Origin of the sequence: Rhizobium croatiense (assembly GCF_019793465.1) — a bacterium.
GTDB classification, from domain to species: domain Bacteria; phylum Pseudomonadota; class Alphaproteobacteria; order Rhizobiales; family Rhizobiaceae; genus Rhizobium; species Rhizobium croatiense.
In genome coordinates this window covers 162,084-174,941 of sequence record NZ_JAILYJ010000007.1, presented here as the reverse complement: position 1 = coordinate 174,941, position 12,858 = coordinate 162,084, and the positions used below count along the sequence as shown (strand labels likewise).

Sequence of the window (12,858 nt, the reverse complement as noted above, 5' to 3'; positions counted from 1 at the left end):
ATACTCGGAAGTGAGTGCCGTTCCCCTTTTGGCGGAATGATACAGGAATTGGGAAAAGCCACGCGCGGCACGCAGCCGGCGTCGTGCTCATCGAAACGAACGGCGTCTGGGCACGGCCGCCACGACATGAAGGTAGGAAGACATGCAGGTTATCGAAACGCTCGCTGAAGGGCTGAAGCGCGAAATCAAGGTCGTTATCCCGGCCAAGGACATGGAAGACAAGATGAATGAGCGTCTTGCCGATGTGAAGGACAAGATCCGCATCAACGGCTTCCGTCCGGGCAAGGTCCCCGCAGCTCACCTGAAGAAGGTCTATGGCAAGTCGATCATGGCCGAGCTCGTCAACGAGATCGTCCGCGAACAGCCGACCGCCATCCTGTCCAGCCGCGGCGAAAAGTCGGCCACGCAGCCGGAAATCGCCATGACGGAAGACAAGGACGAAGCCGACAAGATCCTCTCCGCCCAGCAGGATTTCGAATTCACGCTTTCCTACGAAGTGCTGCCGCCGATCGAGCTGAAGTCGGTCAAGGGCATCAAGGTCACGCGCGAAGTTATCGACATCTCGGATGACGAAGTCAACGAGCAGGTCCTGAAGGTTGCCGAAAGCGCCCGTTCCTACGAGAGCAAGACCGGCAAGGCCGCCAACGGCGACCGCATTACCATGGATTATGTCGGCAAGGTCGACGGCGAAGCCTTCGAAGGCGGCACCGACCAGGGCGCCGAACTGGTAATCGGTTCCGGCCGCTTCATCCCGGGCTTCGAAGACCAGCTCATCGGCGTCAAGGCAGGCGAAGAGAAGACCATCACCGTGACTTTCCCGGCCGACTATCCGGCCAAGAACCTCGCTGGCAAGGAAGCGACCTTCGACGTCACGGTCAAGGACGTTGCAGCGCCCGGCAAGGTTGAGATCAACGACGAACTGGCCTCCAAGCTCGGCATCGAATCCGCCGATCGCCTGAAGGAGATCGTCCGCGGTCAGATCGAATCGCAGTACGGTTCGCTGACCCGTCAGAAGCTGAAGCGCCAGATCCTCGACCAGCTCGACGAGATGTACAAGTTCGACACTCCGTCTTCGCTCGTCGACGCCGAATACAACGGCATCTGGAGCCAGGTGAACAACGACCTCGCTCAGTCCGGCAAGACCTTCGAGGACGAAGACACGACCGAAGAGAAGGCGCGTGAGGAATACAAGACGCTCGCCGAGCGTCGCGTCCGCCTCGGCCTCGTTCTCTCCGAAATCGGCGAAAAGGCCGGCGTCGAAGTCACTGAAGACGAAATGCAGCGCGCCATCTACGATCAGCTGCGCCAGTATCCCGGTCAGGAAAAGCAGATCCTCGAATTCTTCCGCAGCCAGCCGGGTGCAGCCGCTTCGATCCGCGCGCCGATCTTCGAAGAGAAGGTCATTGATCACCTGCTGACCGAAATCGATGTCACCGACAAGAAGGTGACGAAGGAAGAGCTGCTCGCCGAGGAAGAAGGTGAAGCCAAGGCCGAGACCAAGAAGGCCGCTCCGAAGAAGAAGGCTGCCGCCAAGACCGAAGCCGCCGAGGCTGGTGAAGGCGAGGAAGCCGCTCCGAAAAAGAAGGCTGCTCCGAAGAAGAAGGCTTCCGAGGACAGCGCCGAATAATCGCTTCCCGGTTCTGAAATTTGCAAGGCCCCGCCATCGTGCGGGGCCTTTTCTTTTTTTGGCGTCCGGCGGCTCAGGTTTATCCGCAGCAACAAATAGTTGATATAAAGTATAATTCGATGCAGATTTGTTTATTGTGGGAGGGACCTTAAAATGACTGCAAAACACGACATGAAGAAATTGGTGGAGGAAATCTATGCTGTGCGCGACCGCGGCGATATCGAGGGCACGCTGGCGCTGATCGGCGATGATTGTACCTTTCGGATGGCTGGCAATACACGGCTGGCGCCTTTTTCGACTGAATTGGGCGGCCATGCCTTTCGCCAGGTGATAGCGCAGCTCATCACGGCGTGGGATCTATCCAAGATCAGTACGACCGGCATCCATGTGGACGAGGATGAGCAGATCGTCTTCGCCCACCGCGAAGGGGAGGTCACACATATCCCATCCGGCGTGAGCTTCCATACGGAATTCGTCGACAAGATCCATTTCAGGGACGGGAAACCGGTCAAGATCGTCGAATTTGTCGACACGCTACAGGTGGCCGAGACAACCCGGATAATCCAGGTCGCTTAAGCTGCCACCACAGCGCCTCGCACCAACCTTGCTTCAAGCGAGGCGCTTGGGCGGGAGCTGTGGCTCAATGCCGTGTCAGCTCCGCGACTTTCCGGACATGGCTGACGGCCGCGGCTCCACCGGCGGTTTTGGTGAAGAGGCTGAGCGTCTCTTCCTCGTCGTCCGCGACGGGCGTCAGGGCCTGATCCATATAGGTCTTCGACTTCGCATCCCGTGAAATCAGGAATGCCGAAATCGTCAGGCCGATGATCGTGCCGGCGAGCGAAACATGTTTGCTCAAGGTTTCCCAGGCAAAGCGCGGCCAGAAGACCAGCGGGTTTTCACGCGGCAGTTCGGGGCGCCGCTCCGACGGCGTCTTCAGGCGCATGAGGCCGCTTTGCAGCGGATGTACGTTTTCCAGCGGTACGGTGGTCGCGAAGGAGACGAGAACCTTGACGAGCCTTGCCAGCGGCACGCCGGTCGCCACGGCCCGGCGCAGCAGCGTCTTCATATGGTCAGGCGAATAATAGAGCGACCAGGCCTCGTGGTAGATCTCTTCCCATTGCTGCTTGCTCATCTTGGGGTGTGCAGTGCAGACATGTTCGACATCGTAAATGTTGAGATCGCCGTCCATCTCGACGCCCTTCTTCCACAGGACCTGATGGTCCTCGGAACCCGGCAGCGGTGTCAGGATGAAGAATTCGATGACGTCGAGCGGCAGCTCTTCCTGGATGATCGCGATATCGCGGCGGATCGATTCCGGCGTGTCGGCCGGGAAGCCGAGAATATAGCCGGCCAGCGTCATGATGCCCTGCGCCTTCCAGGCGAGCAGCATCTTGCGGTATTCGGTGATCTTGTTCTGGTTTTTCTTGGCGGCGGTCAGATTGTCCGGATTGACGTTTTCGAGGCCGATGAAGACGCGGGTGACGCCGGCACGCCGGGATTTCTCGATGAAGTTCGGGATCTTGTGGCAGAGCGTGTCGACCTGGATCATCAGGCCGAGCGGAATGCCGTCCCGCTCCTTGAGCTCGATCAGCCGATCGAAGATCGCCTCCCAATCCTTGTTGCGGGCGAAATTATCGTCGGTGATGAAGAATTTATGGATGCCCTGCGCCCAGTTCATCCGCACCAGCTTTTCGACATCGTCGGCCGAGCGGAAGCGCGACTTGCGCCCCTGCACGTTGATGATGGTGCAGAACGAGCACTGGTAGGGACAGCCGCGCCCGGCATCGAAGCTGGTGCTGAGGCCGAGCGTGCGCTGGATATTGTCCTTCGGCAGGAAGGGAACCGGCGTACCGCCGATGCCGGGAAGGTCGTTCATGAAGTTATAGAGCGGCTTCAGTTCGCCGCTAGCGACGTCACGCAGCACCATGTCCAGCCGCCCCTCGGCCTCGCCGGCGAACATCGAGATGCCCATGTCGCGGCAGGCGTCGAGCCCGACCGCCTTGCCGTCGAGCATCGACAAGCAACCGGAGACATGAAAGCCGCCCATCGAAACCGGCAGGCCGGCATCACGGAAGGGGCGGGCGATATCGAGCGCGCGCGGATATTGGTTCGACTGGACGCCGACCAGTGCGACCATGCCGAAATTGCCGTGGCGCTTGAACTGGGCGAGCAGCCGGGGGAAGTCGATGCGCGTATTGGTCTCGTCGATCACGGTGATGTCGATCGCCGTATCGGGCCCGAGCACCTGGCGCTCGGCGCATTCGGCGGCGATGCCGTAGAGAGCCGCAAGCGAATTCGAGGGGATCATTGCCCGCCACCAGCGGATGACGTAACCGTCATCGTCATAATGCGACGGCTTGATCAGGATCAGCTGAAAACGTCTGCGAGCGGCTTCCAAAGCATGGGACAAGAGTATCTATCTTTCTCTAGAAACGTCTGCCCGGAGGCAAAATGGAGTTGAGAGCACAAATCAGGCACGGCGTATCGATGCGATTGATCAGGGTTTAAACTAAGGCGTAAAAATCGGGGGTGCGCGCAAAAGTTTCGCGCAGCCCATCCTTCCTCAATATACTACCCGACATCGAGCAGCAATGCGCGGTGGTCGGAGACCTCGGGCGCCTCGACCACCTCGAACCTGCCAACCTTGACCCCCGGCGTGACCAGCATGTAGTCGGCAAAGCGGCCCTCCTTCAGATAGTAGGAGGTTCGCGTGTCGACAAGGCCGTTTCCTGTGACTAGATCGGAAAGGCCCAATCGGGCGAGGATCTTGAAGGTCGTGCTGTCGGGCAGGACGTTGAAATCGCCGCAGACCACGAGCCCTTCGTCGCCGGGCCAGACCCGTTCGATGAGCCCGGCCAGCGCCAGAGCCTGCTCTTCGCGCGCTACCGTATCGCCCTTGCCGGCTGGGTCGCGCAGGCCATGCATATGGGCGATAGTAATCGCGGAAGCGTTCCCATGGCTGAAGAGACGGATGCAATGCGCGTTTCGCGGGCGGGGATGTTCGCCCCAGCCGCCGGCGGAAAAACCGCCGTGCACGAAGTCTATCGCCTGGGCGATGACGGAATGCGATTTGCGCACGAAGGTCGCCAGACCGAATTCGGCGACAATGGCGGCATCGCCGTCGAAGAGCACGCCTCTCGATGTCGGCAGAAGAAGCCGTCATGGCCGGACAGGGCGGCGCTGATTTCCGCAAACAAATTGGCGCGCTGCGGCAGTTCCAACCCGGCATCGCGATAGACCGACCATCCAGGGCTCGCACCCGGCGCCCGCAGCACTTCCTGCAGGCATAGCACATCAGGATCAGCCTGCCTGACATAATCGATCAGCGCCTCATGCAGCCTGCCGCCCCATGCGTTCAGCGAAATAATGCGCAATGCCTTCGGCTCCCTTGGGTGGCCGGATGGAGATGGCTGCCCTGTCGCTGTGCGCCTACAATTCCGACTTGATGTCGCCCATCCGGTTCCAGGCGTCGAGGCCGGCGATCTTGTAGGCTTCGGCGAGCGTCGGATAGTTGAAGGTGTTTTCGACGAAATATTCGACCGTGCCTTTGAGGTTGAGCACCGCCTGGCCGATATGCACCAGCTCGGTGGCGCCTTCGCCGACGATATGCACGCCGAGCAGGCGGCGCGTCTTCAGCGAGAAGATCAGCTTCAAAAGCCCGGTGTCGAGGCCCATGATATGGCCGCGCGAGGTCTCGCGAAAGCGGGCGATGCCGCATTCATAGGGAATGCCGCGCTCCTTCATCTCTTCTTCGGTAAGGCCGCAGGTCGAAATCTCCGGCACGGCATAGATGCCGTACGGGAAATATTTTGGCGGCTCCTTGGCGACTGCGCCGATCGCCACGCGGGCGGCAATACGGCCCTGTTCCATCGAGGTCGAGGCGAGGCTCGGAAAGCCGACGACGTCGCCGGCGGCGTAAACGTTCGGAACCGACGTCTGGAACGTCTCGGGGTTGACCTTGAGACGGCCGCGGCTGTCGGCTACGAGGCCGATGGCCTCAAGGTTCAGCGTGTCCGTCGCCCCCATGCGGCCGGCCGCAAAGAGCACCATGTCGGTCGTCAGACGCCGGCCGCTGTCGAGAGTCAGTTCGACCTTGCCGTTATCGAGCGTCTCGACCTTGTCGGCCTTCTGGCCGAGCAGCAGTTTCATGTTGCGGTCGCGCAGCTGGTAGGTGAAGTCCTCGATGATTTCCTTGTCGATGAAGTCGAGCATCGTCGCCTTCGGGTCGATCACGGTGACGGCCGTGTCGAGTGCGCTGAAGATCGTTGCATATTCGATGCCGATGACGCCCGCACCGATGACGATCATCGAGCGCGGCAGCTCCTGGATGTCGAGCAGCTCATCGCTGTCGAGAACGGTCTTGCCGTCGAAAGGAATGTAGTCCGGGCGGAACGGCTTGGTGCCGACGGCGAGCAGCACGCTGGCGGCGCTGACCTGCGTGACCTCGCCGTCATCCTTGATCACCTGCAGCGTTGAAGCATCGACGAAGCTCGCCTTGCCGCGAATATGGTGCACGCGGTTGCGGGCAAACTGGTGCTCGAGCACCTCGACCTCGTGGTCGAGGGTAATCAGCAGGCGGCGGCGCAGGTCTTCGGCGCTGATCTCCTGCTTCACGCGGTAGGATCGGCCGTAAAAGCCGCGTTCCCGCCAGCCGGAGAGATTGAGGGCGGTCTCGCGCAGCGTCTTCGAGGGAATGGTGCCGGTATGAACGGACACACCGCCGACGCGCTTACCCTGCTCGATGACGAGCACTTTCTTGCCGAGTTTCGCAGCCTGGATCGCGCCGCGGCGCCCCGCGGGACCGCTACCCACCACAACGAGATCGTACTGAAACATCCTCTAGCCCCGGATTGGAATGGAATCATTTGCGACAAAAATGTCGCTCCTCATCGGTAGCCGGTCAACGTTACAGATTGTTTTACGACCGCCGATTCAGCCGGACCTGTGTTTTTCAGATCGCTTCAGCCCTTTCAACCTCACATGGCCGCCCTTGCCGATGATGATGTGGTCGTGGACGATGATATCAAGTGCATTCGCCGCGCCGATGATCACTTTCGTCATATCGATGTCAGCGCGCGACGGCTTTTCATGCGCGGGTGATGTAGTCCGCGGAAATATCGGTCACCCTGGTAACGCCGAGCAACGCCATGTTGCTATGCAGTTCAGCCTTCAGGATATCTGCCGCCTTCAGCACGCCCGGTAGTCCCGCGACGGCTGCGGCATAAAGGAACGGCCTGCCTACGAACACGAAACGGGCCCCGAGGGCGAGGGCTTTCATGATATCCGTTCCGCGCCTGATGCCGCCGTCGATCATGACGGCAATGCTGTCTCCGACACGTGCCGCAATTTCCGGAAGGACCTGAAGGGGCGATGTGGTGCCGTCAAGCTGGCGGCCGCCATGATTGGAGACGATCACGCCATCCGCCCCCGTATCGGCCGCCCGTGCCGCGTCTTCAGGATGCATGATCCCCTTGACCACGAGCCTGCCGGACCACCTCTTGCGGATCTGCTCCAAATGGGTCCAGTTGAGATGGTCGCGCCTGCCGAAATCGCGCATGACGTTGGAGGAGATGATCGGCGCGCCTCTTGTGGCATAGGAATTTTCAAAATGCGGAATGCCGTGGCGGGCGATCGTGCGCAGGAATGTGCCGGTGGTCCAGCTGGGATGCGAGATGCCTTGCCATGCCAAGCGGAGACCGGGACGCAAGGGCGTCGAAAATCCAGCCCTGACATTGTTTTCGCGGTTGGGCAGCGTGGCCGTGTCCACGGTCAGCAGGAGCGTGCCGATGCCGGCCGCAGCGACGCGATCGATGAGAGCATCGATACGATCGGGTTCGCCGGGCAAATAGGCCTGAAACCATGCTTGTGGCGAAGCCGCAGCTATCTCTTCCAAGGGGATGAGTGACGAACCGCTTATGATCATCGGAATTCCCGACTGATCCGCTCCTTGCGCAAGCACGATGTCCCCGCGATAGGCCATCAGCGCGCTGATCCCCATCGGCGCGATGCCGAACGGTGCGGCGTGGGTCTTGCCAAAGAGGCTCGTCTCGGTGCTGCGCGTCGAGACGTCCCGAAGGACACGAGGCCGGAAAGCATAGGCCTGGAAGGCCTCCGCATTATGCCGCAGCGACGCATTGGTCTCGGTCGCGCCGGCGATATAACCGAACAGCGGCTTCGGCAGATGTCGCCGTGCCTTCATTTCAAAGTCATCGAGACAGAGCACGCCACGGCAGAGCCGGGTCGATCGATCAATGTTGCCGCTGCGGATGGTCATGGAGCTTCATCTTCTCGGTATCCCCAGCGGGCATTGTTCAGCGAATGGAGCGCAGATTGCATACAATCGCGCACCACCGACTGCTGTCAACTCCAGCCTTGCTTATCAGATCAGCTTCAGTCCCTTGAGGCTGACATGGCCGTCCTTGCCGATGATGATGTGGTCGTGGACGGTGATGTCGAGCGCCTTGGCCGCCTCGATGATCACCTTCGTCATGTCGATGTCGGCGCGTGAGGGCGTCGGGTCACCGGATGGGTGGTTGTGGACGAGGATGATCGCTGTTGCCGAAAGCTCGAGCGCGCGCTTGACCACTTCGCGCGGATAGACCGGCGTATGGTCGACCGTGCCGCGGCCCTGCACCTCGTCGGCGATCAGCACGTTGCGCTTGTCGAGGAAGAGGATGCGGAACTGTTCGCGGGTCTCGTGCGCCATGGCGGCGTGGCAATACTGAATGACCGAGGACCAGGAGGAGAGCACCTGCTTGCTTCTGATCTCGCTTTTCAGCGTCCGGTGGGCGACGGTCGAGATCAGTTTCAGGTCGAGGGCTACATTCTCGCCGACGCCCTTCACCTCGGTCAGCAGCGCCGCCGGCGCGCCAAAAACGCCTGAAAGCGAGCCGAACCGGTCAATCAGCGCCTTGGCGATCGGTTTGGTGTCGCGCCGCGGGATCAGGCGGAAAAGCAGGAGCTCGAGGATTTCATAATCGGCAAGCGCCGTGTCGCCCTGCTCGCGGAAGCGGTCACGCAGCCGCTCGCGATGACCGTGGTAATGTTCCGGTGCGGAGAGCGAGGCGGGCAGCGCGGTCCGGGCATTCGGTGGTTTATGCGGCCGGTCGCCGAAGAATAAACGTTCGTCGGCAACAGGCTCTTCGGTCGCGAAAGGCAGCTCGTCGTCAGAAGATGTCGCTGCAGGCCCCTTCGCCATCGGATCGTCACCTGGCAAGCGACGGCAGTCCGGGCCGGTCGAGCCCAGCAGGTGACAGCGTGAAGATTTCGCAGCCGTCGGCGGTGACGCCGACGGTATGTTCGTATTGCGCCGAAAGCGAGCGGTCGCGCGTGACCGCCGTCCAGCCGTCGGCCAGCACCTTCACATGCGGCCGCCCGAGATTGATCATCGGCTCGATGGTGAAGATCATGCCCTCGCGCAGCTCCGGCCCCTCGTTGGCGCGGCCGTAATGCAGGATATTCGGCGAATCGTGGAACAGCCGGCCGACGCCGTGGCCGCAGAAATCGCGCACCACCGAACAGCGCTCGGCCTCCGCATAGGTCTGGATCGCTTCGCCGATCGCGCCTGTGCGGGCGCCGGGCCTGACCGCGGCAATGCCGCGCATCAGCGATTCATAGGTCACTTCGAGCAGTCGCTCGGCGGCGCGCTTGACCGTACCGACGGGGTACATCCGGCTGGAATCGCCGTGCCAGCCGTCGAGCACGAAGGTGACGTCGATATTGACGATATCGCCCTCGCGCAGCGGCTTGTCGTTCGGAATGCCGTGGCAGACCACATGATTGATCGAGGTGCAGGTCGACTTGGTGTAGCCGCGATAGTTCAGCGTCGCCGGATAGGCGCCGTGGTCCATGCCGAAATCGAAGACGAACCGATCAATCTCATCGGTCAACAGACCAGGCTTGACGATATCGGCCAGCGCATCGAGGCAGCGGGCGGTCAGCTGGCATGCCTTGCGCATGCCTGCGAATGCTTGCGTGTCGTAAAGCCGGATGGCGCCGGTATTCTTCGGCGGCGCGGAAGAGGCTTCGATATAGTTCACCATTGCAGGGCCTTAGCGGAGAATATTAGCTTTGTTCATAATGCAGCTATGACGGGTTCGTCCATCGCGATCAACCGTCGGGGCGAGATTTCTGAAGGGATTTGGCCGCCTCCCGCAGCCATTGCCCGCCGAATTATTCGTGCCGAACGAAATATCCACAATCTTCCCAAAGGGATAGGATTGATTGGATGAAACCTCCCCGCTACTCACCGATTGGTGACAGCGGGGAAGGGTCGGTCATGCTGAATGAAGCGGTAAATCTTGAGAGTTCGCCCGGCGCCGAGGCGGCGTCAGAACGGCGGGTGCGCGATCGCGGCGCCACCGAGCGCGCCATCCTTGCCGCCGCCAAGGGCCTGCTGGCGGAGGAAGGCTTCCAGAATTTCGGCATCAATGCCGTCGCCCGCCGCGCCGGTTGCGACAAGCAGTTGATCTACCGCTATTATGGCGGCCTTGACGGTCTAGTCGAGGCGATCGGCTCCGATCTGGGCACATGGGTGAGGGATCGCATTCCGGAAGATGCCGGCGGCATGTTCCTGCTCACCTACGGCGATCTGATGGAGCGGCTGGCGCTGCTTCTGCTCGACGCCTTGAAAAATGATCCCCTGATGCGCCGCATCCTCGCCTGGGAGGTCTCGGAAAATACCGAGCAGGTGAGGCGGCTTTCTGAAGCGCGTTCGAAGGCTCTCGCCCTGTGGCTGGATCGCATGCGCGGCTCGCTGGCGCCGCCGAAAGGTGTGGATGCGGCCGCCGTCAACGCCGTCGTCATCGCTGCCATCCAGCATCTCGTGCTTGCCGGGGCCGCCGGCGGCCAATGCGCCGGCCTGTCGCTCAAGACATCAAAGGACTGGGAGAAGGCGGCGACGGCGCTGAAGCGTCTCGTGCGCGGCGTCTATGGCTGACATTCGCGTTATCCACAGGAGGCGGATGCGGCGTTAACCTTAACAAATGGTTTACGTTGCGTGAGGCGGGTTAAGCCGACACTGTGCCATCAGCAGAGATGGTACGAGTGAGAGTCCTGAGTTGACATCCATGGGAAGCAAGATCGCCAAAGCCGCATTTCTGGTGACGGCAATGATGTTCTTCGCAATCCTGGCGCTGGATATTGCAATTCCGACGCTGGTGCTTTGCACCATGGCATTGTCGACGTGGTTGGTCTCCCTCGATCTGCCCGTCGCGCGCAAGCATGGAGGAGAGGCCGCATGAAGTGGTTTCTGATCTTCTGGGCCGGCCCCATCGTCTTTCTGGGCGGATGGTACTGGCTCTCCTATTACGACATCAATTTTGGCGTGCTGATGCTGACGCGGCAGGTCCATGACCTGACGTTCCAGCTCTACGGCGAGGCGCTCGGCATGCCGCCGGAGGCTATCCCGCCGCTCGTTGCCCGGACAATCGCCGTCGACAGTCTCATCGTCTTCGCCCTACTCGGCTTCAGAAAGCGCAAGTCGATCATAGCCTGGTGGCAGGCGCGTCAGGCGCTGAATTCCTCTCCTGCAGATCTTGCCAACAAGGAAAGTCTGTCGAGCGCACCCTGAAGAATGAAGCTGGCCGCGGCCGAATCGATCCGTTCGGCCCGCTTGCTCCGCGAGACGTCCATTTCGATTAGGGTTCGTTCCGCCGCAACCGTCGAAAGCCGCTCATCCCAATAGACGAAGGGCAGCGCCGTCTTCTGCTCCATGTTGCGCACGAAGGCGCGCGTCGCCTGCACGCGTGGGCCCGCCGATCCGTCCATGTTCATCGGCAGGCCGATCACGAAGCCCGCGACCTTTTCCGTTGCCGCGAAATCCAGCAGCGCCTGCGCATCGATGGTGAATTTGACACGGCGTATCACCGGCCGCGGCGTGGCGAACCGCCGTCCGAGGTCGGACATCGAAAGCCCGATGGTCTTGGTGCCGAGATCGAGGCCGGCGATGGCCTGCCCGGGGGCAAGAATCTGGGCCATATCCTCGATGGTCAGCACCGTCATTGCCGTTTCATCCTGTCAAAAGAAATTGAAGCCGCCGCCGCTTTCCTTCGCCGGCGCATGAGATATGTCCTTACCATCGAAATCAGATTTTGCATCACGTAAGGAGAGATTTTATGAAGATCACCTGGCTTGGCCATTCCGCCTTTCGCATCGAGACCGGAAAGGCGAAGATCCTGCTCGACCCGTTCCTCAATCATAACGCTTCCTTTGCCGGCCAGGACATCAAGGATGTTTCTTCAGGCATCACCCATATCCTGCTGACGCACGGCCATGGCGACCATGTCGGCGATACGGTCGCGCTGGCCAAGGAAACTGGCGCCGTCGTGCTCGCCAATGCCGATCTCGCCGCCTGGCTGGGTTCCAAGGGCGTCGAGAGGATCGAAATGGGCAATACCGGCGGCACGATCACCTTCGGCGGCTTCTCCGCGACCTTCACCAATGCGCTGCATTCCTCCGCCCAGATCACCGAGGACGGCGTCTCGCATGCGCTTGGCAATGCCAACGGCATGATGCTGCATTTCGACGACGAAGCCTCGATTTTCGCCATGGGCGACACCGACATCTTCTCCGACATGGGGCTCATCAATGAACTGCACCAGCCCGATATCGGCTTCGTGCCGGTCGGCGACCGCTTCACCATGGGTGGCGCGGTGGCGGCACTCGCCTGCCAGCGTTATTTCAGCTTCAAAACCGCGATCCCCTGCCACTTCGGCACCTTCCCGATCATCGATCAGACCGCCGATAAGTTCATTGACGGCATGGAGGGATCGAAGACGCAGGTGAAGGCGCTGAAGCCTGCCGAGAGCCTGTCGATCTGACGAAACCCCGTTGCACCGGGCCGACATGGCCTTTATAGCGGGTAGGAAAAATCCTATCCGGAGAATGCCATGTCCGTCGATCTTGCCACCGTGAAGCGCGTCGCCAAACTTGCCCGTATTGCCGTCTCCGAGGACGAGGCAAATCGGATGGTCGGCGAGCTGAACGGCATCTTGGGCTTCGTCGAACAGCTCTCCGAAGTCAATGTCGACGGCGTCGAGGCGATGACGTCGGTCACCCCGATGGCGATGAAGAAGCGGACCGATGCGGTGACCGATGGCAACAAGGCGGCCGATATCGTCGCCAACGCGCCGGTCACCGACCACAATTTCTTCCTGGTGCCGAAAGTCGTCGAATAGGGCTCGAACGCCTCTTTCCGACCTGTTGCCCATTTTAGAGATCTGAAGCGAAAA

At 60.8% G+C, this 12,858-nt stretch carries 13 protein-coding genes and 2 pseudogenes; 7 read left to right on the top strand and 8 right to left on the bottom strand.

Going from position 1 to position 12,858, the window contains the following annotated elements; translation table 11 throughout:
* The first annotated feature begins 142 nt into the window (after window positions 1-142).
* Together tig and K6M89_RS13735 are read left to right on the top strand one after the other, a co-directional pair.
* Complete coding sequence (tig, locus tag K6M89_RS13740) at window positions 143-1,627, top strand: trigger factor (RefSeq protein WP_222139804.1); 1,485 nt, start codon at window positions 143-145, stop codon at window positions 1,625-1,627.
* A 153-nt stretch (window positions 1,628-1,780) separates the two neighbouring features.
* Window positions 1,781-2,203 carry a nuclear transport factor 2 family protein gene (locus K6M89_RS13735; RefSeq protein WP_222139803.1) on the top strand — a complete coding sequence of 141 codons (423 nt, stop codon included), beginning with the start codon at window positions 1,781-1,783 and terminating at the stop codon, window positions 2,201-2,203.
* Window positions 2,204-2,267: 64 nt separating this feature from the next.
* On the opposite strand, the gene K6M89_RS13730 is transcribed toward K6M89_RS13735, so the two are convergent.
* From K6M89_RS13730 to map, 7 genes and pseudogenes are all read right to left on the bottom strand, one after another.
* Window positions 2,268-4,037, bottom strand: coding sequence for a B12-binding domain-containing radical SAM protein (locus K6M89_RS13730; protein WP_222139802.1), 1,770 nt, complete (start codon window positions 4,035-4,037; stop codon window positions 2,268-2,270).
* A gap of 161 nt (window positions 4,038-4,198) precedes the next feature.
* A pseudogene (locus K6M89_RS13725) lies at window positions 4,199-5,001 on the bottom strand (endonuclease/exonuclease/phosphatase family protein).
* A gap of 55 nt (window positions 5,002-5,056) precedes the next feature.
* Window positions 5,057-6,463: a Si-specific NAD(P)(+) transhydrogenase gene (gene sthA / locus K6M89_RS13720; protein ID WP_097579105.1), complete on the bottom strand. Its 1,407-nt coding sequence runs from the start codon at window positions 6,461-6,463 to the stop codon at window positions 5,057-5,059.
* A gap of 96 nt (window positions 6,464-6,559) precedes the next feature.
* Window positions 6,560-6,709 (bottom strand): annotated as a pseudogene (locus K6M89_RS13715) (JAB domain-containing protein); the annotation flags it as partial.
* A 4-nt stretch (window positions 6,710-6,713) separates the two neighbouring features.
* Window positions 6,714-7,901, bottom strand: coding sequence for an alpha-hydroxy acid oxidase (locus tag K6M89_RS13710; protein ID WP_222139801.1), 1,188 nt, complete (start codon window positions 7,899-7,901; stop codon window positions 6,714-6,716).
* 105 nt (window positions 7,902-8,006) lie between these two features.
* Window positions 8,007-8,825 carry a RadC family protein gene (radC, locus tag K6M89_RS13705; protein ID WP_097579108.1) on the bottom strand — a complete coding sequence of 273 codons (819 nt, stop codon included), beginning with the start codon at window positions 8,823-8,825 and terminating at the stop codon, window positions 8,007-8,009.
* A gap of 7 nt (window positions 8,826-8,832) precedes the next feature.
* Window positions 8,833-9,669 carry a type I methionyl aminopeptidase gene (gene map, locus K6M89_RS13700; RefSeq protein ID WP_097579109.1) on the bottom strand — a complete coding sequence of 279 codons (837 nt, stop codon included), beginning with the start codon at window positions 9,667-9,669 and terminating at the stop codon, window positions 8,833-8,835.
* Between the two features lie 236 nt (window positions 9,670-9,905).
* Here map and K6M89_RS13695 point away from each other — a divergent pair, with 236 nt between their 5' ends.
* The 3 genes from K6M89_RS13695 to K6M89_RS13685 all read left to right on the top strand — a co-directional run bounded on the left by K6M89_RS13695 (window position 9,906) and on the right by K6M89_RS13685 (window position 11,198).
* Window positions 9,906-10,565 carry a TetR/AcrR family transcriptional regulator gene (locus tag K6M89_RS13695; protein ID WP_222139800.1) on the top strand — a complete coding sequence of 220 codons (660 nt, stop codon included), beginning with the start codon at window positions 9,906-9,908 and terminating at the stop codon, window positions 10,563-10,565.
* Between the two features lie 130 nt (window positions 10,566-10,695).
* The gene (locus tag K6M89_RS13690) at window positions 10,696-10,869 is read left to right on the top strand and encodes a hypothetical protein (protein WP_170964725.1); all 174 of its coding nucleotides are present in this window, start codon (window positions 10,696-10,698) and stop codon (window positions 10,867-10,869) included.
* Window positions 10,866-11,198 carry a DUF6105 family protein gene (locus tag K6M89_RS13685; RefSeq protein ID WP_222139799.1) on the top strand — a complete coding sequence of 111 codons (333 nt, stop codon included), beginning with the start codon at window positions 10,866-10,868 and terminating at the stop codon, window positions 11,196-11,198. Before K6M89_RS13690 ends, K6M89_RS13685 begins: the two co-directional genes overlap by 4 nt.
* Here the strand turns inward: K6M89_RS13685 and ruvX are convergent.
* Complete coding sequence (gene ruvX / locus K6M89_RS13680; RefSeq protein ID WP_097579112.1) at window positions 11,135-11,629, bottom strand: Holliday junction resolvase RuvX; 495 nt, start codon at window positions 11,627-11,629, stop codon at window positions 11,135-11,137. The genes K6M89_RS13685 and ruvX overlap by 64 nt on opposite strands.
* Before the next feature lie 113 nt (window positions 11,630-11,742).
* On the opposite strand from ruvX, the gene K6M89_RS13675 reads away from it, so the two are divergent.
* Window positions 11,743-12,447: a metal-dependent hydrolase gene (locus K6M89_RS13675; RefSeq protein WP_222139798.1), complete on the top strand. Its 705-nt coding sequence runs from the start codon at window positions 11,743-11,745 to the stop codon at window positions 12,445-12,447.
* A 69-nt stretch (window positions 12,448-12,516) separates the two neighbouring features.
* Window positions 12,517-12,804 carry an Asp-tRNA(Asn)/Glu-tRNA(Gln) amidotransferase subunit GatC gene (gene gatC / locus K6M89_RS13670; protein ID WP_004673847.1) on the top strand — a complete coding sequence of 96 codons (288 nt, stop codon included), beginning with the start codon at window positions 12,517-12,519 and terminating at the stop codon, window positions 12,802-12,804.
* Window positions 12,805-12,858: the final 54 nt, after the last annotated feature.

Coding starts and splice junctions, on each gene's coding strand:
- K6M89_RS13675 (WP_222139798.1), top strand. CDS start 11,743: ATGAAGATCACCTGGCTTGGCCATTCCGCCTTTCGCATCGAGACCGGA.
- sthA (WP_097579105.1), bottom strand. CDS start 6,463: ATGTTTCAGTACGATCTCGTTGTGGTGGGTAGCGGTCCCGCGGGGCGC.
- K6M89_RS13690 (WP_170964725.1), top strand. CDS start 10,696: ATGGGAAGCAAGATCGCCAAAGCCGCATTTCTGGTGACGGCAATGATG.
- K6M89_RS13685 (WP_222139799.1), top strand. CDS start 10,866: ATGAAGTGGTTTCTGATCTTCTGGGCCGGCCCCATCGTCTTTCTGGGC.
- tig (WP_222139804.1), top strand. CDS start 143: ATGCAGGTTATCGAAACGCTCGCTGAAGGGCTGAAGCGCGAAATCAAG.
- K6M89_RS13710 (WP_222139801.1), bottom strand. CDS start 7,901: ATGACCATCCGCAGCGGCAACATTGATCGATCGACCCGGCTCTGCCGT.
- K6M89_RS13695 (WP_222139800.1), top strand. CDS start 9,906: ATGCTGAATGAAGCGGTAAATCTTGAGAGTTCGCCCGGCGCCGAGGCG.
- map (WP_097579109.1), bottom strand. CDS start 9,669: ATGGTGAACTATATCGAAGCCTCTTCCGCGCCGCCGAAGAATACCGGC.
- K6M89_RS13735 (WP_222139803.1), top strand. CDS start 1,781: ATGACTGCAAAACACGACATGAAGAAATTGGTGGAGGAAATCTATGCT.
- ruvX (WP_097579112.1), bottom strand. CDS start 11,629: ATGACGGTGCTGACCATCGAGGATATGGCCCAGATTCTTGCCCCCGGG.
- radC (WP_097579108.1), bottom strand. CDS start 8,825: ATGGCGAAGGGGCCTGCAGCGACATCTTCTGACGACGAGCTGCCTTTC.
- gatC (WP_004673847.1), top strand. CDS start 12,517: ATGTCCGTCGATCTTGCCACCGTGAAGCGCGTCGCCAAACTTGCCCGT.